Here is a 25,889-nt window from a genome sequence, read left to right as displayed (position 1 = left end):
AATGCATGCGCGCATCGCCCCGATGGCCACCACGCCACTGTCCGGCCCGGCGCGCATATGAACGCCTCCGACTACCAGCCGCCGCGCTGGCTGCGTAACCCACACGTGCAATCGGTGCTGGGCAGCAGTGCCTTGCGCCGGCTGCGCAGCCGGCAGCTGCTGGCCGCCAGTGGCGCGGTCACCAGCGAACATATTCTCGACGGCGGCGACGGGGTGCGTCTGCAGGGCTGGATGAGCGTGCCGCCCGGCGATGCGCCGGTGCGCGGCACCGTGTTGCTGCTGCACGGCTGGGAAGGCAGCGCCGACTCCAACTACATGCGGCTGACCGCCGCGCGCCTGCTCGGCCTGGGCTATCAGGTGTTCCGGCTGAATTTCCGCGACCACGGCGGCACCCATCACCTCAACGTGGACCTGTTCCACTCCGACCGCATCGACGAGGTGGTCAACGCCGCGGGCGATCTGTGGCAGCGCTTTCCGTCGGCGCAACTGCTGGCGGCCGGGTATTCGCTGGGCGGCAATTTCGCGCTGCGGCTGGCCTTGCGTGCGCCGGCCGCCGGCCTGCCGCTGGCACGGGTGGCGGCGGTATGCCCGTTGCTGGATCCGGCGGCGACGATGACCCGGCTGGAAAAGGGCCCGCAGTTCTACGACTGGTATTTCCGCCGCAAATGGCGCGAATCACTGTTGCGCAAGCGCGCCCTGTTCCCGGACCAGCACGGCTACGACGACGCCACCCTGGCGCTGGACATGCGCGAGCTGATGGCCTGGCTGGCGGTGCAGCACACCGGGCATGGCTCGCTGGAGGCCTATTTCGACAGTTACTCGATCGCCGGCGAGCGCCTGGCGGGGCTGCAGGTGCCCTCGGACATCCTGATGGCCGAAGACGACCCGGTGATCCCGTTCGAAGATTTCGCCGCCTGGCGCCTGCCGGCGCATGCGCAGCTGGAGATCGCGCGCTGGGGCGGCCATTGCGGCTTCCTGGAAAACGCCCGTGGCGACGGCTTTGCCGAACGCTGGGTGGCCGAGCGGCTGACCGCCGCCCGGTAGGTCGGCGCCGCGGCGCGCATCGTTACAATAGTGGTTTGCCCGGGACACACCGCCGCCATGCAAGACGCCATTCTTCAAGCCCTGCGCCGCAATGCGGCCGACGATGCGGTGGCGCTGGCCCGCGAATGGGCCACCAGCGCGCCGGACGATGCGCAGCCGCACCGCTGGCTCGGGCTGGCCCTGCAGCAGCAAGGTCAGCCGGCGCTGGCGCTGGACAGCATCGACACCGCGCTGACGCTGACCCCGGAAGACGCCGACCTGCACCTGCTGCGCGCCGGCCTGCTGCTGGCCGCACGCGATCTGGCCGCCGCCGATGCCGCGCTGTCGCGCAGCACCGCGCTGGACCCCAACCAGTTCAACGCCTACGTGATGCAGGCGCACCTGGCGGTGGCGCGCGGCGACCTGGACGAAGCCGAGCGGCTGAGCCGCACCGCTGCGCGGCTGGCGCCGGAGCACCCGCAGTTGCTGGCGGTCGATGGCGTGGTGGAAATGCGTCGCGGCCAGGCCGACCGCGCGCTGGCGCTGCTCACCCGCGCCGCCGAGCAGTTGCCCGACGATGCACGGGTGATGTTCGCGCTGGGCTTTGCCTACCTGCAGAAAGAGCATTTCGCCTTTGCCGAGCGCGCGTTCGAGCGCGTGGTGGAGCTCAACCCGCCGGGCACCGCGTTGCGCGCCTTCATCGCCCAGCTGGCCCAGCGCCAGGGGCGCCTGGACGACGCACTGACCGCGATGCAGGGCGTGCTGGCCCAGCCCGGCGGCGACATCCCGGCCATGCGCCGGCTCGCCGGCGAGATGGAATTGCAGGCCGGGCGCCCCGACCAGGCCGTGGCGCATCTGCGCCTGGCGCTGGCGCACTGGCCGACCGACCGCCGCACCCTGCATGCGCTGCTCACCGCCTGGGAGCGGCTGGGCGCGGTGGACGATGCGCGCGACACCCTGGACGCGGCGCTGGCCACCTCGGCCAATGCGCACGACCTGTGGCTGGCCCGCCTGGCGGTGGAGCCGGTCGGCGGGCCGCAGGCGCAGGCGGTGATCGAGCGCTGGCTGCTGGCCATGCCCGAGCACCTGCCGGCGCTGGAAGCGCTGATGCGCGTGCACGACATGCAGGGCCATGCCGATGACGCAGAAATGGTGGCGCGCCAGATCGTGGCGGTGGAGCCGGGCCGCATCAGCGGCGAGCAGCGCATCGTCGAAGCCCTGCTCGAGCGCGACCCGCCGGCGGCGATCGCCTGCGTGCAATCGCTGATCGAATCCCTGCCCGCCCCGCAGCAGACCGTGTTGCGGCCCTGGCTGGGCAATGTGCAGGACCGCGCCGGCCAGCCCGATGCGGCCCTGGCCACCTGGATGCAGTTCCAGCGCGAACAGGCCCCGCACCGCCTGCCGTTGCCGCCGCTGACCGCCAGGCAGCCGATGCAGTGGCCGGCGCTGGGGACCATTCCCGAGAGCGTCACCGCGCGCCCGTTGTTCGTCTGGGGCGTGCCCGGCTCGCATGTCGAACGCCTGATCGCGGTGATGGACGCCGCCACCCCGCTGGTACGCGGCGATCGCTACGGCACCACCCCGCCGTCGGACGCGCTGCAGAGCTACCGCACCGTCGAGCAGCTGGCCTCCGGCGAGCTCGCGCCGATGGCGCTGGTGGAAGGCTGGAAGGCCCAGCTGCCGCGTCGCGGCATCGACGACGGCAATGTGATCGACTGGCTGCTGTGGTGGGACAACAGCCTGCTCGCCGCGCTGCGCCCGCACCTGCCCGAGGGGCGCCTGGCGATCGCATTGCGCGACCCGCGCGACATGCTGCTGGACTGGCTCTCGGCCGGTGCCCCGGCACCGCTGGCGCTGCAATCGCCGCAGCAGGCCGCCGACTGGTTGCTGGCGGCGCTGGAACAACTGGCTGTGCTGCATGAGCGCGATCTGTACCCGCACCGGATCATCCGGCTGGACGGTATCGAAAGCGATCCGCAGGGCATTTCCGATGCGCTGGAGCAGGCCTTCGGGCTGCGCTTCCCGCTGGTGGAACCGCGCGGCCCGGCGCGCCTGGCCGCAGGGCGCTGGCGCGATTACCGCAGCGTGCTTGGTGCCCAGTTCGACCTGCTCACCCTGATCGCGGTGCGCTTCGGCTACCCGCAGGACTGACGCACGGCCTGTCGCTTGCCGTTCCGCAAGCGACGCGGCAGTCGTAGGAACAGGCGATTGCGATGCGCACGGCAGTCGTAGGAGCGGCCCCGGCCGCGACGCAGCATGACCGATGCCGGTGAAGCCTGTCGCGGCCAGGTCCGCTCCTACGGATGTCCAGCTATCCCGGCTGGCGCGTCTGGCAATGCATGCGCTCAGCTCCGCGCCACACAGGGTTCCACGGTAGCGGCTTCCGTTGCCACGCCGATCCAGGCACGCTGAGGCACCTAGATCCACGGAGACTTGAGCATGCGCTTGACCAGCACCAGCATCGAAAACGGCAAGCCGATCGCGGCGGAATTTGCCGCCGGCACCCCGGACGGCTTTGCCCCCAACCGTAATCCGCAGCTCGCCTGGAGCGAGGTGCCGGCCGGCACGCAGTCATTCGCCCTGCTGTGCCTGGACCCGGATGTGCCCACGGTGCCGGAGACGGTGGGGCGCGCGGACGTGCAGATTCCGGTCGAGCAGCCACGCACCGATTTCGTGCATTGGGCCATGGCCGATATCCCCGCCAGTGTGCACGCCATTGCAGCAGGCAGCTGCAGCGACGGCTTCGTGGCCAAGGGCAAGCAGCAGCCGGCCGGCCCGGCGGGCGCCCGCCAGGGCCTGAACTCCTACACGCAGTGGTTTGCCGGCAACCCCGACATGGCCGGCGACTATCTGGGCTACGACGGCCCGTACCCGCCGTTCAACGACCTGCGCGTGCACCGCTATTTCTTCCGCGTGTTCGCGCTGGATGTGGCTCAGCTGCCGCTGCCGACCCCGTTCACCGCCGCCGACCTGCTGTCGGCGATGCATGGCCACGTGCTGGCCGAGGCTGCGTTGCACGGCACCTACACGCTGAATCCGTCGCTGCGCCAAGGCAGCTGACAACACGACTGCGCTGCCGCCAGGCGGGCGCAGCCGGTGCCCAGTGCGAGGTGTACCACACGACACCCGGTTCCTCCGCGCCGTGCGCAACCTGACGACTGTTAGCCGCTCTGAGCGGTAGGGCGGCCGCGCAGCGACTACGCGGTCGCTCTCGCTATGTGATCGTCGATTACGAAGACCCGGATGCATCGCTGGACGCGTCCTCGTTTTCTGCTGCGTAGTCGCGTCCGATGCGCCTGTGCCTGACCTACACAACCTCTCGCCGCCGGACGCGCCCCGCGATCTGCTCTTGCGACTCCCGACTCCCGAATCCCGACTCCCGACTCCCGACTCCCGACTCCCGACCTACCCCCTCGCCTCGATCATCTGATCCAGCACATACACCGGCGCATCCCCCGAGCCCGGGGGGGCGGGGTAACGGGTGACGCGCAGCAGGGTACCGATGCCGGTCTCGTGCTCGAAGCCTTCGATGCTGCCCTCGAACACGTCCCATTGCGCGGTCGCCGGCTGGCCTTGCGGGGTCTGCTCGCGCACCTGCAGGCACGCGCGTGCCGGGTCGGCGGGGCAGGGCACGGTGTCGGCCGCCACTTCCAGCAACAGCGTCTGCCCGGGGCCACCGTGGCGGGTGTCGGCCGTGGGCATGCCGGCAAACAACAGGCGGGTGCCATCGCTGCGGGTCAGGCGCAGCTGCGGGGCGGCCTGGGTGGTGTCCAGCGCCACGGCAAACCGGCCGGACAGCAACGCGCTGGCCGCCTGTTCCTGCGCCATCTTCCGCGGCTGCGCACACAGCCGCTTGCTGGACACCACCCGGCCGATCTGCAGCTGCGCGGCTGCCACGCTGTAGTGGGCGCCCAGCGCGTTGCAGGTCTGGCTGACCTGGATGCGTTGATCGCCGAAATCCAGTTGCAGCGGCGCGCTGCCGGCCACGAACAGGCTGGCCAGCGCGGTGCCGTGCGCATCGCTGGCCTGCAGCAGTTGCCAGTGGCGGGCCTGCAGCGCCGCGCGCAACGGGGCGGCCTCGGCAACCGCTGCGTCCACGGCCGCCGGCGCGGCGGCGGTGTCCGGTCCGGAATGGCCGGCCTTGGCAACGTCGGGCGGCGCGCCCGAGCCGCAGGCCGTCACGCCCGCCGCCAGCAGGGCCGGGGCGAAGAACACGGCACGCATGGGTGGCTCCCGGTGGTCGATGCCTCAGTGATACTGCCAGCCCGCGGCCAGGGCAATGACCGGCGTCACTGCTCGCGCATGCGCCCTGTCGGCCGCACGCGGCAACCGACAGGGGCAAGGCGGCGGTGATGCCTCAGGCCACCGCCGGCAACCACAGCAGCAGGGCCGCGCCGAGCAGGATGCGGTATACCGCGAACACGGTGAAGCGGTGCTTCTTGATGTAGCCCAGCAGCCACTTCACCACCACGAAGCCGGTCACGGTGGCGGCCACGAAGGCCACTGCCACGTCGGTCCAGTTTTCGCTGCCGATGCCGCCCTCCTTGTACATCTCCAGCAGCGCGTAGCCGCTGGCCGCGAACATGGTCGGGATGCCCACCATGAACACGAAATCCGCCGCCGCCGAGCGCTTGCTCAGGCCCAGCAGCATGGCCAGGAAGATCGCCGAAGCCGAGCGCGAGGTGCCCGGGAACACGCCCGCCACCACCTGTGCCAGGCCCACCGCGATGGCCACTTTCCAGGTCACCACGTCGCGCTCGGGCAGCTTGCTGGCGAAATGCTCGGCCACCAGCATCCACACCCCGCCGATCAGCAGCGCCCAGGCCACCGGCTGGATGGTTTCCGGCAGCTGCCAGCCGGCCTTGCGCACGATCAGGCCCACCACCGCGGTGACCAGGAAGGCCACGCCGATCTTGAGCACGTAGTCGCGGTTGGCGCGCTCGCCCAGGCCGGTGGCCAGGGTCCACAGCTTCTGCCGCAGTGCCAGGCAGATGGCCAGGATGGCACCGGCCTGGATGACGATATTGAAGAAGTCCGAGCGGCGTCCGAGCCATTGTTCGGCGATCAGCAGGTGGCCGGTGCTGGAGATCGGCAGGAATTCGGTAAGGCCTTCGAGAATGCCCAGCAACAGGGCGGAAATGAGGTCGGACATCGGACGGGAAAGGAGTGCGGGGGGAGACGAGAGGATAGTGCATTGCGGCATGCACCATATCGGTGCACGATGGCGGTGATTTGCACCAATTCGGTGTTTTCGCCCCGCCAGCGATCTCGACCGAGGGTAGCAAAATCAACGACTTGTGAAGCCCTACCGCTTGGCATGGTCCCTGCTGTACTACCGCCCACGAGCCACTTCACTCCAATCCGAGGTTTCTTCCGATGTCCGTGGAAAATGTTGAAAAGCTGATCAAGGACAACAAGGTCGAGTTCGTCGACCTGCGCTTCGTCGATATGCGTGGCGTGCAGCAGCACGTGACCTTTCCGGCCAACATCATCGAGCCGGCGTTGTTCGAAGAAGGCAAGATGTTCGATGGCAGCTCGATCGCGGGTTGGAAGGGCATCAACGAGTCGGACATGGTGCTGCTGCCGGACGCCGGCACCGCCTACCTGGATCCGTTCTTCGCCGATCCGACCGTGGTGCTGACCTGCGACATCCTGGACCCGGCGACCATGCAGGCCTACACGCGCGATCCGCGCGGGATTGCAAAACGCGCCGAGGCCTACCTGAAGTCCTCCGGCATCGCCGACCAAGCCTTCTTCGGTCCGGAACCGGAATTCTTCATCTTCGATTCGGTCCGCTTCGCCAACGACATGGGCCACACCTTCTTCCAGGTGGGGTCGGAAGAGGCAGCCTGGAACACCGGCGCCAAGTACGACGGCGGCAACAGCGGCTACCGCCCCGGCGTGAAGGGCGGCTACTTCCCGGTCCCGCCGACCGACACCCTGCACGACCTGCGTGCGGAAATGATCAAGACCCTGGAGCAGGTCGGCATCGAGACCGAAGTGCACCACCACGAGGTGGCCACCGCCGGCCAGTGCGAGATCGGCACCAAGTTCTCCTCGCTGGTGCAGAAGGCCGACGAGCTGCTGACGATGAAGTACATCATCAAGAACGTCGCCTACCGCAACGGCAAGACCGCCACCTTCATGCCCAAGCCGATCGTCGGCGACAACGGCAGCGGCATGCACGTGCACCAGTCGCTGACCAAGGGCGGCACCAACCTGTTCTCCGGCGACGGCTACGGTGGCCTGTCGCAGCTGGCGCTGTGGTACATCGGTGGCATCTTCAAGCACGCCCGCGCCATCAACGCCTTCGCCAACTCCGGCACCAACAGCTACAAGCGCCTGGTGCCGGGCTTCGAAGCACCGGTGATGCTGGCCTACTCGGCGCGTAACCGTTCGGCCTCGTGCCGCATTCCGTGGGTTACCAATCCAAAGGCGCGTCGCATCGAAATGCGCTTCCCCGATCCGTTGCAGTCCGGCTACCTGACCTTCACCGCGCTGATGATGGCCGGCCTGGACGGCATCAAGAACCAGATCGACCCGGGCGCTCCCAGCGACAAGGACCTGTACGACCTGCCGCCGGAAGAAGAGAAGCTGATCCCGCAGGTCTGCTCCAGCCTGGACCAGGCACTGGAAGCGCTGGACCAGGACCGCGAGTTCCTCAAGGCCGGCGGCGTGATGAGCGACGACTTCATCGATGGCTACATCGCGCTGAAGATGCAGGAAGTGACCAAGTTCCGTGCGGCAACGCATCCGCTGGAATACCAGCTGTACTACGGCAACTGAGTTCCACCGCGGTGATGGCGGAGGCCCCCCTCCCACCTCCGCCATCGCCGCTCATGTTCGATGGCTCCCTGGCACCGCCGGGGAGTCCAGGGGTACGAGAGAGCACACCGTTCGCACCGCGCGGGCCTGACCTCTCCCACGTGGCCGATGCATGGCATCGGCCGAGGTCTGCGCGCTCTGCGAACGATTGGATGCCGGGGTTGGCATCCAGGTGAATGACACCGCCGGTCGGCGCAATGCCGGCCGGTTCCTTCCACCTTTCGGGGTATGCGCATGAAATTGATCACCGCCATCATCCGGCCGTTCAAGCTCGACGAGGTCCGCGAGGCCCTGTCCGCCGCTGGCGTGTCGGGCATCACCGTCACCGAGGTCAAGGGCTTCGGACGCCAGAAGGGCCACACCGAACTGTATCGCGGCGCCGAATACGTCGTGGATTTCCTGCCCAAGATCAAGATCGAAACGGTGGTGACCGACGACCGGCTGGACGCGGTGGTCGAGGCGATCCAGAACGCCGCCGGCACCGGCAAGATCGGCGACGGCAAGATCTTCGTGACCGCGATCGAGCAAGTGGTGCGGATCCGCACCGGCGAGATCGGCGCCGATGCGCTCTGAGTCCACCCCTCCCGGAGTTCGTATGAAGACAGCTCTTTTTGCCGGGTGGAAAGCCCGGTTCTACAGCGTGTGCATGCTGATGCTGTTCAGCGCGCTGATGGTGGGCGGCATGGGCAGCGCGCAGGCGCAGTCCGGTGCGCAGATCACCCCGCTGCCGACCGAGCCGGTCACCACCGAACCGCTGCCGTCCGCGCAACCGCCGGCGCCGACGGCGGCCGCCGAGGCCGCACCGGTGGTCGACAAGGGCGATGTCGCCTGGATGCTCACCTCCACCCTGCTGGTGCTGATGATGGTGGTGCCAGGCCTGGCGTTGTTCTACGGCGGCATGGTGCGCGCCAAGAACGTGCTGTCGGTGCTGATCCAGATCGCGACGGTCTTTTCGCTGCTGACCATCCTGTGGGTGGTCTACGGCTACAGCCTGGCGTTCTCGGGCGAAGGCGCGTGGATCGGCAATCTGGACAAGGCCTTGCTCAAGGGCGTCACCATCGAGACCCTGGCAGCGACCTTCACCAAGGGCGTGAGCCTGCCGGAGTACGTGTTCGTCGCCTTCCAGGCCACCTTTGCCGGCATCACCGGCGCGCTGATCGTTGGCGCCTTCGCCGAGCGGGTGAAGTTCGCCGCGGTGCTGCTGTTCTCGGTGATCTGGTTCACCTTTGGCTACCTGCCGCTGGCGCACATGGTCTGGGCCACCGGCGGTTACCTGTTCGGGCTGGGTGCGCTGGATTTCGCCGGCGGCACGGTGGTGCACATCAACGCCGGTATCGCCGGCCTGATCGGCGCCTACTTCGTCGGCAAGCGCGCCGGCCTCGGGCGTGAGGCGATCAAGCCGCACAACCTGACCCTGACCTTCGTGGGCGCCTCGCTGCTGTGGGTGGGCTGGTTCGGCTTCAACGCCGGCTCCAACCTGGAAGCCAATGCCGGTGCGGCGCTGGCCTTCCTCAATACGTTGCTGGCCACCGCGGCCGCCATCCTGGGCTGGTCGTTGACCGAGAAGATCATCAAGGGCAAGTCCTCCGCGCTGGGCGTGGCCTCGGGCATGGTCGCCGGCCTGGTCGGCATCACCCCGGCCTGCGGGACGGTGGGTCCGTTCGGTGCGATCGTCATCGGCCTGGCGGCCGGCGTACTGTGCGTCTGGGGCGTCACCGGTCTGAAGCGCCTGCTGGGTGCCGACGACAGCCTGGACGTGTTCGGCGTGCATGGCCTGGGCGGCATCGTCGGCGCGATCCTCACCGGCGTGTTCTCGGCGGCCTCGCTGGGCGGCCAGAAGGGCGGCGACTACGACATCGTGCACCAGGTCGGTATCCAGGCCCTGGGCGTGGGCATCACCGTGGGCTGGATCGGCGTGGTGTCGGTGGTCGGGTTCCTGGTGGCCAAGCTGGTGTTCGGCCTGCGCGTGACCGAAGAGGCCGAGCGCGAGGGGTTGGACATCACCTCGCACGGCGAAGCCGCGTACGAGTCCTGAGCATGAGCGCCCGCGGCGACGTTGCCGCGGGTGGCGTGACGACCCGGCCGGCGCGGCCTGTGCCGGGTCGGTGTCTCCCGCGGCCGGTGGGGCTGCGGATCCACTGAAAAGGTGCCTGCATGACCAGCTTCTCGCCCGTCACGGTTGGCGCGGATGCACGCCGGGTCGGAGCAGCCCACCGCCGGCCAGCCCGGCCACCGTCTTCAACGCAAGCATCGTTCGGCGGGCCATTCGCGCACGCCGATGCTGCTTGCACTAAATTGGTGCAATGCTGATGACGACCTCTACCCCGTCGCTCGACAGCCTGGGCACCCCGGTGGCCTGGGCCGATCGCGAGGGCCGCGTGCTGGGCGTCAATCCGGCCTTTGCGCGCTGGCTCGGGGTCAGCGCCCGGCGGCTGGTCGACCAGCCGTTGGCGGCCCTGGAAGTGCAGGGCGATGCGCTGGCGCGCTTCCTGCTCAACGACGAGCGCGACGTGCTGCGCCTGCATCGGCTGGCACTGGGCCTGCCCAACGATGCCCCGCGCTTTGCCGAAGGCTGGCTGTCGCGGCTGGACGACGGTGGCTGGTTGCTGGAGACCCATCCGGTCGACGAATTTCCCGCGCTCGATCCCACCCATGCCCTGCCCAACGCCCTGAGCGCTGCGCTCAAGGGCCTGGCGCACGAACTGCGTAACCCGCTGGCTGGCCTGAAGGGGGCCGCCCAACTGCTGGCGCGCCGCTCGGGCGGCCGCGACGAGGACGAGCGCGAGCTGATCGAATTGATCGGCACCGAGATCGAACGCCTCAACACCCTGCTCGAACGCCTGCTCTCGCCCTCGCCGTTGCGCCCGCACGAGGGCCTCAACATCCACGTGGTACTCGAACGCGTGCTGCGCCTCGCCGAAGCCGAAGGCGGCTGGTCGGTGCAGGTGCAGCGCGACTACGATCCCAGCATTCCCGACATCCTCGGCGACGTGGACCGCCTGACCCAGGCGGTGTGGAACCTGGTGCGCAATGCCTTCCAGGCCGGCGCCACCCGGGTCACGCTGCGCACCCGCGTCGAACACGGCCAGCGCATCCGCGACCGCGTGCATGCGATGTCGCTGCGGCTGGAGATCATCGACGACGGCGGCGGCGTGCCCGAAGAGCTGGCCGAGCACCTGTTCCTGCCGCTGGTCAGCGGCCGCGCCGAAGGCAGCGGCCTGGGGCTGGCACTGGCCCAGCAGGTCTCGCGCGAACACCACGGCACGCTGACCTACCGCTCGCGTCCGGGCCATACCGTCTTCACCCTGCTGCTGCCCGAACTGGCCGGCGATCACGACAAGGAGCACCTGCATGGCTGAGGCCGCCGCCGCATCCCACCATATCTGGGTGGTCGACGACGACCGTTCGGTGCGCTTCGTGCTGTCCACCGCGCTGCGCGATGCCGGCTACGCCGTCGACGGTTTCGACAGCGCCGCCGCCGCGCTGCAGGCGCTGGCGATGCGGCCCACGCCGGACTTGCTATTCACCGATGTGCGCATGCCCGGCGAAGACGGCCTGACCCTGCTGGACAAGCTCAAGTCCAGGCACCCGCAGCTGCCGGTGATCGTGATGTCGGCCTACACCGATGTCGCCAGCACCGCCGGCGCCTTCCGCGGCGGTGCGCACGAATTCCTGTCCAAGCCCTTCGACCTGGACGATGCGGTGGCGCTGGCCGCCCGCGCCCTGCCCGATGCCGATGCGGCGGTCGAGGACAGCGTCGTTCCACTGGCCGAAGGCTCGGCCGCGCTGATCGGCGACACCCCGGCAATGCGCGCGCTGTTCCGTGCCATCGGCCGGCTGGCGCAGGCGCCATTGTCGGTATTGATCAACGGCGAAACCGGCACCGGCAAGGAGCTGGTCGCACGCGCGTTGCATAACGAATCGCCGCGCGCGCGCAAACCGTTCGTGGCGCTCAATACCGCCGCCATCCCGGCCGAATTGCTGGAAAGCGAGCTGTTCGGCCACGAAACCGGCGCCTTCACCGGCGCCACCAAGCGCCATATCGGTCGCTTCGAACAGGCCGATGGCGGCACCTTGTTCCTGGACGAAATCGGCGACATGCCGTTGCCGTTGCAGACGCGCCTGCTGCGTGTGCTGGCAGAGAACGAATTCTTCCGCGTCGGCGGCCGCGAGTTGATCCGCGTCGATGTGCGCGTGATCGCCGCCACCCACCAGGACCTGGAAGCGCTGGTCGAGCAGGGCCGCTTCCGCGCCGACCTGTTGCATCGGCTGGACGTGGTGCGCCTGCAGTTGCCGCCGCTGCGCGAACGCCGCGGCGACATCGCGCAACTGGCGGAAAACTTCCTGGCCATGGCCGGGCGCAAGCTCGACATGCTGCCCAAGCGGCTGTCTTCACCGGCGCTGGAAGCGCTGCGCCAGTACGACTGGCCCGGCAATGTGCGCGAACTGGAAAACGTCTGCTGGCGCCTGGCCGCGCTGGCCACGGCCGACATCATCGACGTGGTCGACGTGGACGCCGCCCTGGCGCGCGGCCGCCAGCGTGCCGGCCGTAGCAGCGTCGGGCAATGGGACGACATGCTGTCCAGCTGGGCCGCGCAACGCCTGAGCGAAGGCGCGCAGGGCCTGCATGCCGAAGCGCGCGAACGCCTGGACAAGACGCTTCTGGAAGCTGCCCTGCAACTGACCCAGGGCCGTCGCGCCGAAGCCGCCGCCCGCCTGGGCCTGGGCCGCAACACCGTCACCCGCAAGCTCGGGCCAGGACGCAAGCGTCGTTGATCAGCCCGCACGCGGAGTCGAGCCCCTCTCCCGCCTGTGGGAAAGGGGTTGGGGGTGCGGGGCGCCTGCGAAGAGCTGTACTGCGCGCAGGTGTTGGAACCATGCAGTGAACCGGTGGGTTTGACGAGCATCACGACGGCAAGCGTGCATGGGCTGGCCGTGTGCTCGCACGCGCCACGGTCTCGATTATCTGGCGTCGCACGACGCCCCCATCCGCCCTTCGGGCACGTTCCCCCGCACGCGGGGGAAGGCAAGAGAGGCAAGGCGAGCAAGACAGGCCAAGGAAGGCAAGGCGGGCAAGGCAGGCAAGGCAGGCAAGGCAGGCAAGGCAGGCATGAAACTTCGCAGTCGAGCCCCTCTCCCGCCTGCGGGAGAGGGGTTGGGGTGAGGGGCGCTTTTTGCACATATGCCGGCTCGCGACACCAGCCCCGTAAACTCCTGGGCTGCCCAAGCGCATTTCATGACACGTGAACATGCGCCCGCATAGGTTTCCAGCCTGATCAGGAGAACAGCTCGATGCGTTATCGGTCGTCCACGATCGTTGCTCTCACCGCCCTGGCGCTCGCCGCCTGCAGCAGCACGCCCCCACCGCCCCCGCCGCCGCCGCCGGCAGCGCGCGTGGTGCCTGTCCGCCCGGTGCAGCAGGCCGAAGCCGCGCTCGCGTCGGCCTCGGGTAGCCTGGTCAGCGGCCGTGTGGTGCTGGTGCCTGCCTTGCAGGGCATCCGCATCACCGGCACCGTCGGTGGGCTGCGTGCCGGTGCGGTGGCCGGCTTCCACGTGCATGAGCGCGGCGATTGCAGTGCTGCCGATGCCAGCAGCGCCGGTGCGCATTTCAATCCCGCCAATGCCCCGCATGGACGGGCCGGCAACGGCGCGCACCATCTGGGCGACATGGACAACCTGCGCGCCGATGCCGAGGGCGTCGCGCATCTGGACATGATTCTCTCCGGCATCAGTCTGGGTGACGGTGCGCCCGGCGACGTGGTCGGCAAGGCACTGGTCGTGCATGCCGATCCGGACGATTACCGCAGCCAGCCCAGCGGCAACGCCGGCGCGCGGCTGGCCTGCGGCGTTATTCGCGTCACCCAGTGGCGCTCATCCCCTTCGCAGCCCTGAGTCGGGGCATCCATGGCCGCATTCGCGGTCCCTACAGGAGCTTTCCATGCGCATTCTTCCCACCACGTTGTTTCTGGCCACTGCCTTGGCATTGACCGCATGCAAGCGCGAGGAGCCCGCACCGGCCGATCCCGCTCCCGCGCCGCAGGCAGGCACGCCGGCCGAAGCGGCGCACGGTGGCGAGCATGCCGCGGCCATGGTCACCGAAGCGGCGGCCACTACTACCGCCACCGCCGAGCTCAAGCCGACCAAGGACAGCCAGGTCACCGGCACGGTCACCTTCAAGACCGTCGACGGCGCACTGCGTGTCACCGGCCAGCTGAGCGGACTCAAGCCCGACAGCGAACACGGCTTCCACATCCATGAAAAAGGCGACTGCAGCGCGCCGGACGGCAGCAGCGCCGGTGGCCACTTCAATCCGGGCCAGTCCGACCATGGCAACGTCACGGCCGATCCGCATCACGGCGGCGACATGCCCAACATCAAGGCCGACGCACAGGGCAATGCCAGCATCGACGGACCGGTATCGAGCAACGTCAACCTGGGTAAGGCCGACCAGTTCGACATTGCAGGCCACGCGGTGATCGTGCATGCCGATGCCGACGACTACAAGACCCAGCCCACCGGCAACGCCGGCGGCCGCCTGGCCTGTGGCGTGATCACCACCGACAACGCGCAGGCTGCCACCAAGTAAGCGCGCACGCATTGCGCGGCGGTTCACGCCGCGGCGCAATGCGTCAGTGGCACACCATCGCGACTGTGGAATGCTCACCCGGCGTTGTGTTGCATCCAGTGCGGATGCGTGGGCAGAGCTTGGTCAAATAGCTCTAGTCGCTGCTGATCATCGATTTTCCTGCGTAGAAAGCCTGCGCAGCATCCTTGCAAATCTGCTCATAAAACGTATCGGCGTCCTCGGTGGAGTAGCCAGCGCCCACGAAGCATCCGCGTGCGATTTCATGCAACGAATGCCGGATGCTGCTGGCGTCGTCGTATACGGCATTCAGGCAGGCAACCACCACCGCGACATCCTGTTTCGAAAGGCGTGGCTCGCCGCTCATCAAGCGTGCATGGTTGATGCACGCAACGGCGTTTGCACTGGTGAACGAGTCGCCCAAGCCGGAGCAGTCTTCAAAGCCGGTGCCTTCGGCGTTGAGTTTGAAGTGCGCGATCGGCAGGCCTTCCATGTTCTTCTGCTTTGCCATCTCCATGAAGTCCGCAAGCGCTTCGGGCTGATCCTGCAGGCGCCTGGACTGAATCTTCGTGTCCAGTTTTTGAAGAAACGGCCCGGCGATGCTGGTGTTTCTCTTCAGGATACTGGTGGAGGGATCTTCGAACATCAGGGTCGCATCGATCCTGTCGGTCTGCTCCTGAGACAGCAGCCCGTTTGCGATCAGGGTCTTCATGATCACTTTTTCGGGGTGGCCCCAATGCTCGTCGGCCGCATAGACTTGCCGAAAATTCAGGATTGCCTGGCCGGCGGCATGCTGCGCCTGCGCGCCGAGCGTGTCATTACCATCCAATGCGCGTTGAAGCGACTCCATGCATTGCTTGAGAGACAGCGCCTTATCGCTATTGGAAGCCTGCTTGAAGTGCTGCATGCCGCGGTTGATGAAGGGGTGGGTGATGGAGCGCGAGGTATATCCACTCGCTCCGGTTTCGGCATTGGCTACGCCGGTCAGCGAATACTTGTTCTTCTTGTCGTAAATCTGGCTCTTGCTCAGGTCCGGGTCGGCCGGCACCTGCGCAGGCGCATATTTGGCGATGCACTCCTGCTTGATCCGCTCGCCCTTGAGACAGCTGAGGTTGGTCAGCAGCGATTCCCGTGCATTCTTGGTGTCGAACAGATGGCTGACATGGACCTTGGTTGCCGCGCGGTAGTCGCTCATGGTGGCGAACTGGTTGGAACCGCATGTCTTGATCGGTACGAAAGGATTGCCATGAGATACGCGTTCTTCCTCGGTGGCGCTGTGGTACCGAGCGTAATATTTCTCCGCTTTTGCACATGCTTTTTCCAGGCGCTCATTGCTGGTAAACCCGGCTTTGCCATCGACCAGTGCGGTCGTGGACAAGAAAAAGTTGTCTACAACATAACTGGCGCCCGCGATTCCCAGCGCATATTTGGCGGCCCGAGAGGTCCAGCTTCTAACGCGTCCGCCGTTTTCCTGGTGTGGGCCTTCTTGCGCTGCTTGCCTGGCTTTTCGGGCGGGTAGGGCCCCCAGCAAACCGGTCGCATCGTTGGGGCCCGGCGATGTGAGTGACGCTGCAGGCGGGTGCTGCGTTGGCGGGGAGGTGGGGGCAAGATGCCGTTGAAGGGTGGTCAATGTTTGTGTGGTCTTGGTGCGCATGATGTGTCCTCTCGATGCAGAATAGAGACCAGCTGTACTGGTTGAGTCGAGACTCGGCGAAGCGTCGCGGCGAAAGGGCCGTTGGTCGAGTAGCTAAGTGTCGCGATGTGCGGTTGCGTGTTCCCGGTAACGTTGATTCGCGCTGGGTCATCAGCAGAGAACGGCCGCCAATCAGCGTGCAGTTACGTCATGGTTTGGGTTGTCGCGCGCGTCGTTGCGGAGTGCTGAAGCCGCTTCGATATGTCGGCCGGCAATGTCGATGATGCGCGCAGTGGTGATCACAGCATCGGAAATCTGAGCGTGGCGCCATGCGGGCTGCTTCCGTCGAATCGCGTAACGACTGTGCCTGATGCTTAGGCGCGCATCCATTTCCACCGCGAAGACGTGATGTCGTAAACGAGCAGGTGCGCTGAGGGGCATCTGCCGCACCCGGTCGAGCGATCCACCGCGGCCCGGCATGGCCATGCATGCGTGATATCGACCAAGACATGCAGGTAGGGAGATTGATGATCAGGATGGGTATCGCCCCATCTGGAATCGTTCGACGGCTAAGAGCAGCCAACAACTACTTTGCAGTCGCCAGAAGGGCGTGCCGGTGCTCGGAACCGGCATGTGCCACGCGTCCACTTCGATTCCTGCGCGCCGTCCGCCCCAGCACTGACGACTGCTTGCTGATGGGGCAGGAGCCGTGCTGGAGATGGCAAGCGTCGCAGTGCGCTGCGCAGCTCGTCGCAATGCGCGCGGGCGCTCCAGGTGCAAAGAGTTGCAGAGCGTGGTTTGCAACGCCTGTCTGCAACTGCACGTGCTACGCGTTGCGATCCCCGCGCAGCCATGTCGGCGGGCGATCCTACCCATGCTTCCATGACGTCATCAACAGATGCAGCTAGCGTTGCAACGCGCAATGTCAGCGTCATCGTTCGCGCGAACGCTCAGCTGTTTGGTCCGCGCCTGGCGTCGCCGATGCGACCAGGTGCCGACTGGGTATCGGAAATACACGCCATCGCCGCCACCGGGTTACCGTATGCGGGCTCCGATAGGTACTTTGCGGGCCTGCGAACGCGCTTCCCGTGCAGGCGAAGCATCGGTGGACGCCGCCCCGCCGGTGCCGCGTACGTCCTGGCTGATCCTGTGGCGGAATCGTGCCGCCGCGCGAAGTGACGATGGCAGCGTTGCCGGCCTGCACGAAAGCTGCAACACCTTGCCAGACCCAGCCGCGAAGGCGGCCATGCGTGCTTCATGCTGCATCGGCCACGTAAATCCCGCCTCCAGAATCACGCAATGCGGGAGCGATAGAGCGGGTCGTCGGGCTTACGCAGCCAGCGCCTGCCGCGGATCCTGGTCCGGCTCCACATGCACATACAGCACCGGCAGGCCGTGCGCCTCCAGCACCGCGGCCATCTGCCGCTGGCGCGAGAGGAATTGTTCGTAGACCCCACGCAGGCGCTCGCAGTGTTCGCGGTCGTGCGCGTAGTAGTCGCACCAGCCTGCCGGATCGAACAGGGCAATGCGCACTTCGCCATCGACGTAGCGCAGTACCGGCTCCGGCGCCTGCTCCAGCCATTCTTCGCTGGTGGGCGCGAGCAGGGCTGCCTCGATCAACGGCCACAGCGGTGCCAGGCCCTGGTTGTCGTACTGCATCGAGATCATCGCCGCCAGATCGTGGGCGGTGAGGTAGCGCGCATGCTCGATGCGCGCGCCGAAGCTCTCCTGCGCCAGCAGCGCGGTGTCGGCCTGGGCCATGCCCTGGGCCAGCAGCACCTCTTCCATCGCCTCGGCCACGGTGGCCACGATCTGCGCATCGCCGGTGAGCAGGAACGGCAACACGCGCAGCCCGCCGCCGGTGAGTTGCGCGTCGGCCTGGAACGGCAGCGGAACCTCGCCCTGCGCATCGGCGCCGAAGGCCAGCACCCGCGGGCCCTGCTCGCGGCCCGGGGCGCGGGCATGCAGTTCTTCCAGCCGGCGGTGCAGCGGCCAGCCCGGGCGCAGCACTTCAGCCGGGTCGAAGTGCGCCATGGCCACGCTGAGCTCGAGCTCGCGCACTTCGGGGATCCATTGCGCCAGGTCGCGGCCGATCCGCTCGGCCAGCATGCCGGCCTGCTCGGGCGGCAGGGCGCCGCGCTCGGGGGCGGTGCCGCCGGTCAGTTCCAGCGCCAGCACACCCATGGCGGTCACGCCGTGTTCGGTCTTGCTCATGATTCGCGGTTGGCCCATCACGGGGTCGAAGCTACACTGCCTCTATTATGCCTGCCGGCCCTGTGCAGGCCATGTCCCCGAGTCCTTCATGCCAGGTCAACCGATACCCGCAGCCCGTCCCGTCGCCATCCTCGGCGGCGTCCGTATCCCGTTCTGTCGTCAGAACACCGCATACGCGGACGTGGGCAACCTGGGCATGTCGGTGCGCACGCTGGGCGCGCTGGTCGAGCGCTTCGGGCTGCACGGCCAGCAGCTGGGCGAAGTGGCGATGGGCGCGGTGATCAAGCACTCCTCCGACTGGAACCTGGCCCGCGAGGCCGCGCTGTCGTCGGGCCTGTCGCCGCTGACCCCGGGCATCACCCTGCAGCGCGCCTGCGGTACCAGCCTGGATTCGGTGATCACCATCGCCAACAAGATCGCGCTGGGGCAGATCGATTCGGGCATCGGCGGCGGTTCGGACACCACTTCCGAAGTGCCGATCGTATATGGCAAGAAATTGCGCGCGCGCCTGATGGCCGCCAACCGCGCCAAGGCCACCGGCGACAAGCTCAAGGCGCTGCTGCGCGGCTTCAAGCTGAGCGAGCTCAAGCCCGAGTTTCCCGGCGTGGCTGAGCCGCGCACCGGCAAGAGCATGGGCGACCACTGCGAGGACATGGCCAAGGAATGGAACATCTCGCGCGATTCGCAGGACGAATGGGCGGTGGCCTCGCACCACAAGCTGGCGGCGGCGTATGAGCGCGGCTTCTTCGATTCGTTGATCGCCCCGTTCCGCGGCGTGTCGCGCGACAACATCCTGCGCGCGGACACCTCGCTGGAAAAACTCGCCACGCTGCGCCCGGCCTTCGACAAGAGCTCCGGCCGCGGCACCTTGACCGCGGCCAATTCCACCCCGCTGACCGATGGCGCGGCCGCGGTGCTGCTGTCCAGCGAGGCCTGGGCGCTGGCGCATGGCCATACGCCGATGGCCTACCTGCGCGATGCGCAGGTGGCGGCCGTGGATTTCGTGCACGGCGAAGGCCTGCTGATGGCCCCGACCATCGCGGTGCCGCAGATGCTGGCGCGCCAGGGCCTGACCCTGCAGGACTTCGACATCTACGAAATCCACGAGGCCTTTGCCGCGCAGGTGCTGTGCACGCTGCGCGCCTGGGAAAGCGAGGATTACTGCCGAAACCGGCTGGGCCTGGAGGCGCCGCTGGGCCGGATCGATCCGGACAAGATCAACCCGCTGGGCTCCTCGCTGGCCACTGGCCACCCGTTCGCCGCCACCGGCGCCCGCGTGGTGGCCACTGCCGCCAAGCAGCTGGAAGAACGCGGCGGCGGCCGTGCGTTGATTTCGATCTGCACCGCCGGCGGCATGGGCGTGGTGGCGATCGTCGAGCGCTAGGCTGCTGCGCAGCGGGATTGGGCATTCGGGAGTGGGGATTCGCAAACGCGAACCCGCTCTAGCGAATCCCCACTCCCGAATCCCGAATCCCCAACCTGCAAGGACGCATGGATGTCGAACGATACCCCGCACGAGCCACCCAGCCTGTACCTGACGCCGGTGCAGGGCGATGTGTGGCGCGAGGGCGATGAGCTGGTGTGCACGCCAGGGGCCAACCTGCCGCCGCGCTGCGTGAAGTGCAATGCGCCGGCGGATATGCCCCCGCGCCGCTACATCTTTCATTGGCACCACCCGGTGATCTATGCCGCGCTGCTGCTGGGCGTGCTGCCGTATCTGATCCTGGCGATCGCGCTGCGCAAGCGCAGCGGGCATGTGCTGACCTTGTGCAGCCTGCATGAGCGCCGCCGGGTGCGCTATGTCGCTGTGGCGCTGGCCTCGGTGTTGGCGCTGCTGGTGTGCGGCCTGTCGCTGCATAGCGAGTTCCGCTGGGTGATCGGCAGCGCGGCGATGGCAGCGATGCTGCTGGTGGGCAGGCTGGGGTCGCGGGTGTTGTCGCCGCGATCGATCGGTCATCGGCAGGCCCGCTATCTCGGGGCCTGCGATGCGTTTCTACAGGAACTGCCGCCGCCACCGCCCGCGGCCTGGCGCGGCGCCTGATCGGATCTGGCGTCAGGCACCCCACACCCATGGAGGGTTGCACGTGCCAAGCCGTTCCCCAACATGCGTGCAGCACCGGCTGCGTGAGTGCTTGTGCAGGCAGCTATGGCAGCGGCCAGACGATCCTATGCGTCGGCGTAACAGTCCGCCAACCAGCCAATACCAACCCGCTAACGCTGTCTTACGCCGCTCCCGGCCGGGAGCGGCGTACGCCGGTCAAGGCAGGCGATCGTCCGGTGCGAGCGGATCGGCCGCAGGCGTGGTGCCGACCGCGACGAGCGGCCCGCGCGGCGACTGCTGCGGCATGCCCTCGATCACCGGCTCGCCGCGCGCCGCGCGCAACGCATTGGCGTAGCAATGCTGGGCCGACAGCAGATCGCCGGCAGCGGCAAACCCGTGTCCCAGCTCTTCCCAGGCGTCGCTGCCGGCACCATTGGCGAGCGCGCGATGCAGGAACTCTTCGGCCTGCGACCACTGCTGCTGGTGGCGGGCAAGACGTGCCAGCGTCAACAGCAGGCCCGGGCTGTCCGGATACTGGGTCAGCCAACGCTGCGCACTGGCACGGCGCGAATCATATTTCTCCAGCGGCAGCACCCCGTACAGGCGCACCAGCGATTCGTCCCACTGCGTCTCCAGCGCCTGTTCCAGGCTGTGCACGGCGGCGTCGTCCCAATGCAGCACGGCGGCGCGCTGCGCATAGGCGCCGACCACCGCCGGCTGGGTGCGCAGCGGCTTGGGCAACGCTTCCCAGCGTTCGGCCAGCGCGTTGGCATCGCCGGCCTGCAGCAGGGTCTGTTCGGCCAGCGTGGCCTCCAGCGCGCTGTAGGCCTCCGGCGCGAGCACCGCTTGCTGGCGCAGCGCGCCCAGCTGGCCGTAGGCCTCGTCGGCGCGCCCGATCTGGGTCAGCGCATGGGTGCGCAGCAGCAGGCCGCGCGCCGGCAATGGCTGGGCACCGGCGGCATCCAGCGCATTGATTGCCTCGATCGGGTGCTGTCGTGCCAGATGGCGCTCGCCCTGCAGCAGGGCATGCGCGGTGGGATCGCGCTCGGCCAACTGTTGGGCCAGTGCATTGGCTGCCGCCTCATCGCCGCGTGCATCGGCCACCCGTACCGCACTGGCCAACGCAATGCCGCTGACTTCCTCGTCTTCGCTGGCATTGACCAATAGCCGCTCGGCGCGCTGCCACTGGCCGTGATCGGCGGCGCGCAGGCCTTCGATCAGGCGCGCGCGGCCCTTCTTGCGACGATATTTGCCCCACACACGGAACGGCAGGCTGATCAAGGTCCACAGCAGCCATAGCACCAGCAACGCGATGATCAGGATCAATGCCGCCTGCGGCATCGCGGCGCGGTAGTCGTTACCGCCGACGCTGACCACCACATTGCCCAGGTCGTAGCTGGTCTGGTGCGACAGCCATTGCGCGCCGAGCACGCCCAGCGCCACGGCAACCAACAGGATCAGCACGGTACGCAACACTTTCATTGGGTGGATCTCCCTTCACGCATGGCCTGCAGTTGCAGCAGGGTGGTGCCCAGTTCCGGCAATTGCGGACGCAGCGGCGCTTGTTGCAAGGCGCGCAGGCGCGAGCGCACCTGACTGCGTTGCGGTGAATCCGGCCACAGCCGGGTGGCCCAGGTGTCCACCCGGCGCAGCGCCTGGGCAAGGCCCTGCGCATCGCCACGCTCGGCGGCCGCGCGGGCCAGGCTGAGTTCGATCTGCAGCGCGTCGCCGGCCGCATGGCGCTCGCCTCCGGTCAGCAGCGCATCGCCGCGGCTGGGACGGATTTCCACCAGCGGCGCCAGCACTTTCTGCCACCACGGACGCCCCGCGTCGCTGGCCTGCGCGGTCTGCTCGGGCAGGCGCTGCAGATCGGCAGCGATGCGGTCCAGGCTCTGCCCCACCTGCGCCTGCGGGCCGGCACCCAAGCGATCCAGCGCGTCGCGTTCCTGCACCAGCGCCTGGCGCAGATTGAGATAGCCCGGATCGTCGATGCCGTTGAGCGCGCCGTTGGCCAGCGCGTACGCGCGGCGTGCGCCATCGGCGTCGCCGGCAATGCTGAGCCGCTGCTGGCCCAGCCGCAGCAGCAGTTCCACTTCATCCAGCCGCAGTGCCTGGGCGCCGTGGCGGTTGGGGTCGGCCAGCTTCTGTACGGTCTCTTCGAGCAGCGCGCTGCGCTGGCTCAGGCCCAGCATTTCGTCGCGCAGCACGCGATTGGTGGCAGCCGCGTCCTGCAGGCGCTCGTTGGCCAGCCGTTGATCGCGCCGCAGCGTCTCCAGCAGCTGCTGCGTACCGTCCCAGCGCTGTTGCTGCGCCTGTGCCGCCTGCACCTGCGCGGCGTGATAGCCCTGCCATGCACGCCAGCCGAGGAACAGCGCCACGCCCACGGCCAGCACGGCGATCGCCAGCAGCAGCCAGGCCCAGGGAACGCGTCGCGCGGGAGCGGGCATTTCGGTCATTCGCACATCCTCGGATGGTCGCCACAGGCGCGGGCGCCGCAGTCATCGGCCACAGCATGGCGTGCGTCGGCGGACGCCTGCAAGCCGCGCTCGAGTTCGCAGTTCAGCAAGGTCGCGGCGATGTCATGACTGCAGCGGCGGCTTCGGCCAACTGCGCTGGCAGGGGGCCGTCGGCACGCACCACATGATCGAATCCAGCTGCCAGCGCGGACGCGCACATGCGCTCGCTGGAGGCGACCACCGGACGTTGCCGCCATGTCTCCACCAGCGCGCTTGGCAGTTGCTGCAGGACCAGCGCCAGCGCCTCGCCACTGCTCAGCGCCAGCACGCTGCGCGGCAGTGCCGCCGCCAGCGCCTGCACCGCCGTGCGGCGCAGAGGCAACGCAACACGCTGATACACCTCCGCGCGCAGGATGCGGGCGCCGCGCTGCTCCAGCGCCGGCGCGAGCATGCCGCGGCCCCCGGGTGCGGTGATCAGCCCCACCGTGTGCAGTGGCGGCTGCAACAGCGGCAGCGCGAGCAGGCCTTCGCTGTCCATGCGGGCCGGGCGTATCACCGCCTCGACGCCGCAGGCATGCAGCGCGCGTGCGGTGCCTTCGCCCACGCTGACCCAGTGCGCCTGCGGCGGCCGGCGCAAGGGTGCGAGCCGCTGCGCCGCCTGCACCGAGGCGGGGCTGGTGAACACCACGACAGGTGCCTGCAAGGCCTGCTGCAACGCGCTGCGCGCCGGCGCGGTGTCGTTGGTCTGCAGCCTCCATGGCGACAGCGCGAGCACGCGCCCGCCGTGACGTGCGGCGGCCCGTCGCAGCGGCGCATGCTCGCCGCTGGGGCGCAGCGAAATCAGGGTCCAGCTGGCGGTGGACGTACGGGTCATGCCGCGATTATGCGAGAGCATCGCTGTCGTGCGCGCCTGGGCGCTGGGCATTCGGGTGGCCACCAGCCGGGCCGGCACAGGCGCACGAGGTGTGCACAGCGGTCCAGCGCAGTGCGAATCACTTGTGAGACCAGCATCTCATTTCCTCCCCTCTTGCAAATCCGCCCGATCGCGCCACGATCCGCCACGACAACCGAGCTGGAGTGGCGCCGTGATCAAGTCCTACCTCATCAACATGCAGCGCAGCGGTGACCGGCTGCAGGCGATGTCGGCGCGGTTCCAGGCGCTGGGTTTGGCGTTCGAACGGCTGCCCGCGGTCGATGGCGCGACCTTGACGCCGGAGCAGATCGCCGCGTTCGTGCGAGAGCGCCCGCTGCAAGGATCCGGCGATGGCTATAGCAGCGGCCCGCGTCGCTGGACCGCCTCCAACATCGGCTGCTTCCTGAGCCACCAGGCGGCCTGGCGCATCGCCGCCGAGTCCGACGATGCCTATGCCGCCATCTTCGAAGACGACATGCATCTGTCCGATGCATTGCCGGCGCTGTTGCGCAGCACCGACTGGCTCCCGCTCGGCACCAGCATCGTGCGGCTGGAACCGTCCTATAACCGGATCAAGCTCGATGCCAAGGTGACCGAGATTGCCGGCCGTCAATTGCGCCTGGTACGGCCATCGCGCCACCAGCATTGCTGGCCGGTCTGTGCCGGCGCGCTGATCATCAGCCGCGAGGCGGCGCGGGTGCTGCTTGCCGCCGATGCGCGCTGGCACACCATGGCCGATATCTTTCTGTTCGGTTGGAACGAGTCGCCTGTGGCGCACCGGCTGGCCACCTACCAGCTCTCCCCGGCGGCCTGCATCCAGGACAAGTTCTTCCATGCAGCACCGGAGCAGATCGTGTTCACCAGCACCATCGACGCGCCGCTGACCCAGGCACAGAAGCAGCAGCGCAGCGCGCAGTGGAAGGCCAAGGCCACCGCACTGCTGCGGGTGGCGCAGGGCTACCGCAAGGTGGTCTTTGCCCCCTGAAAACGCCGACGCAGCGCCTGCGCGCTGCCAACGCCGAAGTCCTCGCGCCCGCGCCGGCAGCGCGCAGGCAGGCCACACGCGCACACGCGGTCGGCGGTGCCTGACCTGCGATTGGCCAGCGACCAGCGCGCCGGTGTGCTGCGGTATCGGCACCACCAGTGGCGATGCCGATACCGCATGCGTTCACCATGCGGTACCGCATGTCATGTCCATGCACAAGACGCTCGCCGGACATTGCGGCATGATGCCGCCCTTCGCCGTCTTCCAGCCTTCGTCGATGACTCCTTCGTACACGCTCGCATCCGCCCTGCAGTCGCTGCAGCAGCAATTCATCGCCATGCCGCCGGTGCTGTCGATGGGCATCGCCGTCGATGGACTGCACGACGGCGCCTTGCGCCTGCGTGCGCCGCTGCAGGCCAATGTCAACGACAAGGCCAATGCGTTCGGTGGCAGCCTGGCATCGCTGATGACGCTGGCCGGCTGGGGCTGGCTGACGCTGCAACTGCAACTGGCCGGGCACGACGCCGACGTCTATGTGGCCGATAGCCAGCTGCGTTACGTGGCGCCGGTGTACGAAGAACTGGTGGCCGACGCGGCGCCCTCCGAGCTGGGCGGCTGGGAAGCGTTTCTGGCCACCTTCCGACAGCGCGGCAAGGCGCGGATCGGCATGCGCGCGCAGATCGCGCTAGGTTCGGGAACGGCCGCAGCCACCTTGAGCGGGCGTTTCGTGGCGTTCCCGAAACGGTAGGATGCGGGCTGGATCGGGGGGAATGCGGATGCGTGCAGTCATTGGAGCGGTGCTCGTGCTGGGGTTGGCGCTGCTGAGCGGGGTGGCCTCGGCCGGCAGCCGGGCGCAGGCGCGTGCGCTGGAAACCACCCAGGCGGCCTATGCGGCCGCGGTGCGCTGGAGCGATTTCGACGCCGCGCAGGGGTTTGTCGAGCCGGCCCATGCCCAGGCCCACCCGGTCAGCGACCTGGAACGCTCGCGCTACGAGCAGGTGCAGATTTCCGGCTACCGCGAGCTGCGCACCGGCGATGACGCCAACGGCGACCTGCGCCGCGAGGTGGAGTTGCGGGTGATCAACCGCAATACCCAGGCCGAACGGCTGGTGCGCAGCATCGAGATCTGGCGCTGGGATGCCGAGCGCAAACGCTGGTGGCTGGCCAGCGGTCTGCCCGACCTGTGGCAGGGCCAATAGCCAGGCCGGTGTGCGCT

23 protein-coding genes are annotated in these 25,889 nt (G+C 68.0%); 15 read left to right on the top strand and 8 right to left on the bottom strand.

What is annotated here, in order from left to right:
- Positions 1 to 57 precede the first annotated feature (57 nt).
- The 3 genes from XcodCFBP4690_RS12240 to XcodCFBP4690_RS12230 all read left to right on the top strand — a co-directional run bounded on the left by XcodCFBP4690_RS12240 (position 58) and on the right by XcodCFBP4690_RS12230 (position 4,083).
- A complete protein-coding gene (locus XcodCFBP4690_RS12240; RefSeq protein ID WP_104541193.1) occupies positions 58 to 1,044 on the top strand; it encodes a YheT family hydrolase in 987 nt (328 codons plus the stop codon).
- A 57-nt stretch (positions 1,045 to 1,101) separates the two neighbouring features.
- Entirely contained in the window at positions 1,102 to 3,174 is a 2,073-nt protein-coding gene (locus tag XcodCFBP4690_RS12235) for a tetratricopeptide repeat protein (protein WP_104541192.1), read from the top strand.
- A 288-nt stretch (positions 3,175 to 3,462) separates the two neighbouring features.
- Entirely contained in the window at positions 3,463 to 4,083 is a 621-nt protein-coding gene (locus XcodCFBP4690_RS12230) for a YbhB/YbcL family Raf kinase inhibitor-like protein (RefSeq protein WP_104541191.1), read from the top strand.
- Between the two features lie 345 nt (positions 4,084 to 4,428).
- Here the strand turns inward: XcodCFBP4690_RS12230 and XcodCFBP4690_RS12225 are convergent, their stop codons facing one another.
- Both XcodCFBP4690_RS12225 and XcodCFBP4690_RS12220 read right to left on the bottom strand, forming a co-directional pair.
- Positions 4,429 to 5,247 carry an META and DUF4377 domain-containing protein gene (locus XcodCFBP4690_RS12225; RefSeq protein WP_104541190.1) on the bottom strand — a complete coding sequence of 273 codons (819 nt, stop codon included), beginning with the start codon at positions 5,245 to 5,247 and terminating at the stop codon, positions 4,429 to 4,431.
- 133 nt (positions 5,248 to 5,380) lie between these two features.
- Positions 5,381 to 6,175: an undecaprenyl-diphosphate phosphatase gene (locus XcodCFBP4690_RS12220; RefSeq protein ID WP_104541189.1), complete on the bottom strand. Its 795-nt coding sequence runs from the start codon at positions 6,173 to 6,175 to the stop codon at positions 5,381 to 5,383.
- A gap of 224 nt (positions 6,176 to 6,399) precedes the next feature.
- On the opposite strand from XcodCFBP4690_RS12220, the gene glnA reads away from it, so the two are divergent.
- The 7 genes from glnA to XcodCFBP4690_RS12175 all read left to right on the top strand — a co-directional run bounded on the left by glnA (position 6,400) and on the right by XcodCFBP4690_RS12175 (position 14,434).
- Complete coding sequence (gene glnA, locus XcodCFBP4690_RS12210) at positions 6,400 to 7,809, top strand: type I glutamate--ammonia ligase (protein ID WP_104541188.1); 1,410 nt, start codon at positions 6,400 to 6,402, stop codon at positions 7,807 to 7,809.
- Between the two features lie 273 nt (positions 7,810 to 8,082).
- A complete protein-coding gene (locus XcodCFBP4690_RS12205; protein ID WP_002808480.1) occupies positions 8,083 to 8,421 on the top strand; it encodes a P-II family nitrogen regulator in 339 nt (112 codons plus the stop codon).
- 22 nt (positions 8,422 to 8,443) lie between these two features.
- Positions 8,444 to 9,883: an ammonium transporter gene (locus XcodCFBP4690_RS12200; protein WP_167394590.1), complete on the top strand. Its 1,440-nt coding sequence runs from the start codon at positions 8,444 to 8,446 to the stop codon at positions 9,881 to 9,883.
- A gap of 268 nt (positions 9,884 to 10,151) precedes the next feature.
- Positions 10,152 to 11,207, top strand: coding sequence for a two-component system sensor histidine kinase NtrB (locus XcodCFBP4690_RS12195; protein WP_167394589.1), 1,056 nt, complete (start codon positions 10,152 to 10,154; stop codon positions 11,205 to 11,207).
- A complete protein-coding gene (gene ntrC / locus XcodCFBP4690_RS12190) occupies positions 11,200 to 12,624 on the top strand; it encodes a nitrogen regulation protein NR(I) (protein ID WP_104541186.1) in 1,425 nt (474 codons plus the stop codon). The genes XcodCFBP4690_RS12195 and ntrC overlap by 8 nt, the downstream gene beginning before the upstream one ends.
- A 516-nt stretch (positions 12,625 to 13,140) precedes the next feature.
- Positions 13,141 to 13,740, top strand: coding sequence for a superoxide dismutase family protein (locus tag XcodCFBP4690_RS12180; protein ID WP_167394588.1), 600 nt, complete (start codon positions 13,141 to 13,143; stop codon positions 13,738 to 13,740).
- Positions 13,741 to 13,786: 46 nt separating this feature from the next.
- Positions 13,787 to 14,434, top strand: a complete 648-nt coding sequence (locus XcodCFBP4690_RS12175; RefSeq protein WP_104541185.1) for a superoxide dismutase family protein — start codon at positions 13,787 to 13,789, stop codon at positions 14,432 to 14,434.
- Between the two features lie 133 nt (positions 14,435 to 14,567).
- Here the strand turns inward: XcodCFBP4690_RS12175 and xopAG are convergent, their stop codons facing one another.
- The 3 genes from xopAG to XcodCFBP4690_RS12165 form a co-directional block, all read right to left on the bottom strand.
- Positions 14,568 to 16,085: a XopAG/AvrGf1 family type III secretion system effector gene (gene xopAG, locus XcodCFBP4690_RS23275; protein WP_279628106.1), complete on the bottom strand. Its 1,518-nt coding sequence runs from the start codon at positions 16,083 to 16,085 to the stop codon at positions 14,568 to 14,570.
- A gap of 171 nt (positions 16,086 to 16,256) precedes the next feature.
- Positions 16,257 to 16,550: a hypothetical protein gene (locus XcodCFBP4690_RS22430; RefSeq protein ID WP_146091888.1), complete on the bottom strand. Its 294-nt coding sequence runs from the start codon at positions 16,548 to 16,550 to the stop codon at positions 16,257 to 16,259.
- Between the two features lie 843 nt (positions 16,551 to 17,393).
- Entirely contained in the window at positions 17,394 to 18,278 is an 885-nt protein-coding gene (locus XcodCFBP4690_RS12165) for a hypothetical protein (RefSeq protein ID WP_167394586.1), read from the bottom strand.
- A gap of 88 nt (positions 18,279 to 18,366) precedes the next feature.
- On the opposite strand from XcodCFBP4690_RS12165, the gene XcodCFBP4690_RS12160 reads away from it, so the two are divergent.
- Positions 18,367 to 19,662 carry an acetyl-CoA C-acetyltransferase gene (locus XcodCFBP4690_RS12160; protein ID WP_104541183.1) on the top strand — a complete coding sequence of 432 codons (1,296 nt, stop codon included), beginning with the start codon at positions 18,367 to 18,369 and terminating at the stop codon, positions 19,660 to 19,662.
- Between the two features lie 111 nt (positions 19,663 to 19,773).
- Positions 19,774 to 20,319, top strand: coding sequence for a hypothetical protein (locus XcodCFBP4690_RS12155; RefSeq protein WP_104541182.1), 546 nt, complete (start codon positions 19,774 to 19,776; stop codon positions 20,317 to 20,319).
- Between the two features lie 216 nt (positions 20,320 to 20,535).
- Here the strand turns inward: XcodCFBP4690_RS12155 and XcodCFBP4690_RS12150 are convergent, their stop codons facing one another.
- The 3 genes from XcodCFBP4690_RS12150 to XcodCFBP4690_RS12140 all read right to left on the bottom strand — a co-directional run bounded on the left by XcodCFBP4690_RS12150 (position 20,536) and on the right by XcodCFBP4690_RS12140 (position 23,670).
- Complete coding sequence (locus XcodCFBP4690_RS12150) at positions 20,536 to 21,801, bottom strand: heme biosynthesis protein HemY (RefSeq protein ID WP_104541181.1); 1,266 nt, start codon at positions 21,799 to 21,801, stop codon at positions 20,536 to 20,538.
- Positions 21,798 to 22,775: a uroporphyrinogen-III C-methyltransferase gene (locus XcodCFBP4690_RS12145; RefSeq protein WP_104541180.1), complete on the bottom strand. Its 978-nt coding sequence runs from the start codon at positions 22,773 to 22,775 to the stop codon at positions 21,798 to 21,800. The genes XcodCFBP4690_RS12150 and XcodCFBP4690_RS12145 overlap by 4 nt, the downstream gene beginning before the upstream one ends.
- Positions 22,776 to 22,878: 103 nt before the next feature.
- Positions 22,879 to 23,670 carry a uroporphyrinogen-III synthase gene (locus tag XcodCFBP4690_RS12140; protein ID WP_104541179.1) on the bottom strand — a complete coding sequence of 264 codons (792 nt, stop codon included), beginning with the start codon at positions 23,668 to 23,670 and terminating at the stop codon, positions 22,879 to 22,881.
- Positions 23,671 to 23,860: 190 nt separating this feature from the next.
- Between XcodCFBP4690_RS12140 and XcodCFBP4690_RS12135 the strand changes: the two genes are divergently transcribed.
- From XcodCFBP4690_RS12135 to XcodCFBP4690_RS12125, 3 genes are all read left to right on the top strand, one after another.
- A complete protein-coding gene (locus XcodCFBP4690_RS12135; protein ID WP_104541178.1) occupies positions 23,861 to 24,673 on the top strand; it encodes a glycosyltransferase family 25 protein in 813 nt (270 codons plus the stop codon).
- A 277-nt stretch (positions 24,674 to 24,950) separates the two neighbouring features.
- Complete coding sequence (locus tag XcodCFBP4690_RS12130; RefSeq protein ID WP_104541242.1) at positions 24,951 to 25,421, top strand: YiiD C-terminal domain-containing protein; 471 nt, start codon at positions 24,951 to 24,953, stop codon at positions 25,419 to 25,421.
- 28 nt (positions 25,422 to 25,449) lie between these two features.
- The gene (locus XcodCFBP4690_RS12125; RefSeq protein WP_104541177.1) at positions 25,450 to 25,872 is read left to right on the top strand and encodes a hypothetical protein; all 423 of its coding nucleotides are present in this window, start codon (positions 25,450 to 25,452) and stop codon (positions 25,870 to 25,872) included.
- Positions 25,873 to 25,889 lie beyond the last annotated feature (17 nt).

Source organism: Xanthomonas codiaei, assembly GCF_002939785.1.
In the GTDB taxonomy this organism is placed as follows: domain Bacteria; phylum Pseudomonadota; class Gammaproteobacteria; order Xanthomonadales; family Xanthomonadaceae; genus Xanthomonas; species Xanthomonas codiaei.
Note: the sequence above shows the minus strand (reverse complement) of the source record. Positions and strands in the feature narration are given on the sequence as shown.

Bases quoted from the DNA above. Each gene is read 5' to 3' on its own strand.
- XcodCFBP4690_RS12240 (WP_104541193.1), top strand. From the start codon at position 58: ATGAACGCCTCCGACTACCAGCCGCCGCGCTGGCTGCGTAACCCACAC.
- XcodCFBP4690_RS12235 (WP_104541192.1), top strand. From the start codon at position 1,102: ATGCAAGACGCCATTCTTCAAGCCCTGCGCCGCAATGCGGCCGACGAT.
- XcodCFBP4690_RS12230 (WP_104541191.1), top strand. From the start codon at position 3,463: ATGCGCTTGACCAGCACCAGCATCGAAAACGGCAAGCCGATCGCGGCG.
- XcodCFBP4690_RS12225 (WP_104541190.1), bottom strand. From the start codon at position 5,247: ATGCGTGCCGTGTTCTTCGCCCCGGCCCTGCTGGCGGCGGGCGTGACG.
- XcodCFBP4690_RS12220 (WP_104541189.1), bottom strand. From the start codon at position 6,175: ATGTCCGACCTCATTTCCGCCCTGTTGCTGGGCATTCTCGAAGGCCTT.
- glnA (WP_104541188.1), top strand. From the start codon at position 6,400: ATGTCCGTGGAAAATGTTGAAAAGCTGATCAAGGACAACAAGGTCGAG.
- XcodCFBP4690_RS12205 (WP_002808480.1), top strand. From the start codon at position 8,083: ATGAAATTGATCACCGCCATCATCCGGCCGTTCAAGCTCGACGAGGTC.
- XcodCFBP4690_RS12200 (WP_167394590.1), top strand. From the start codon at position 8,444: ATGAAGACAGCTCTTTTTGCCGGGTGGAAAGCCCGGTTCTACAGCGTG.
- XcodCFBP4690_RS12195 (WP_167394589.1), top strand. From the start codon at position 10,152: ATGCTGATGACGACCTCTACCCCGTCGCTCGACAGCCTGGGCACCCCG.
- ntrC (WP_104541186.1), top strand. From the start codon at position 11,200: ATGGCTGAGGCCGCCGCCGCATCCCACCATATCTGGGTGGTCGACGAC.
- XcodCFBP4690_RS12180 (WP_167394588.1), top strand. From the start codon at position 13,141: ATGCGTTATCGGTCGTCCACGATCGTTGCTCTCACCGCCCTGGCGCTC.
- XcodCFBP4690_RS12175 (WP_104541185.1), top strand. From the start codon at position 13,787: ATGCGCATTCTTCCCACCACGTTGTTTCTGGCCACTGCCTTGGCATTG.
- xopAG (WP_279628106.1), bottom strand. From the start codon at position 16,085: ATGCGCACCAAGACCACACAAACATTGACCACCCTTCAACGGCATCTT.
- XcodCFBP4690_RS22430 (WP_146091888.1), bottom strand. From the start codon at position 16,550: ATGGCCATGCCGGGCCGCGGTGGATCGCTCGACCGGGTGCGGCAGATG.
- XcodCFBP4690_RS12165 (WP_167394586.1), bottom strand. From the start codon at position 18,278: ATGAGCAAGACCGAACACGGCGTGACCGCCATGGGTGTGCTGGCGCTG.
- XcodCFBP4690_RS12160 (WP_104541183.1), top strand. From the start codon at position 18,367: ATGCCAGGTCAACCGATACCCGCAGCCCGTCCCGTCGCCATCCTCGGC.
- XcodCFBP4690_RS12155 (WP_104541182.1), top strand. From the start codon at position 19,774: ATGTCGAACGATACCCCGCACGAGCCACCCAGCCTGTACCTGACGCCG.
- XcodCFBP4690_RS12150 (WP_104541181.1), bottom strand. From the start codon at position 21,801: ATGAAAGTGTTGCGTACCGTGCTGATCCTGTTGGTTGCCGTGGCGCTG.
- XcodCFBP4690_RS12145 (WP_104541180.1), bottom strand. From the start codon at position 22,775: ATGACCGAAATGCCCGCTCCCGCGCGACGCGTTCCCTGGGCCTGGCTG.
- XcodCFBP4690_RS12140 (WP_104541179.1), bottom strand. From the start codon at position 23,670: ATGCTCTCGCATAATCGCGGCATGACCCGTACGTCCACCGCCAGCTGG.
- XcodCFBP4690_RS12130 (WP_104541242.1), top strand. From the start codon at position 24,951: ATGACTCCTTCGTACACGCTCGCATCCGCCCTGCAGTCGCTGCAGCAG.
- XcodCFBP4690_RS12125 (WP_104541177.1), top strand. From the start codon at position 25,450: ATGCGTGCAGTCATTGGAGCGGTGCTCGTGCTGGGGTTGGCGCTGCTG.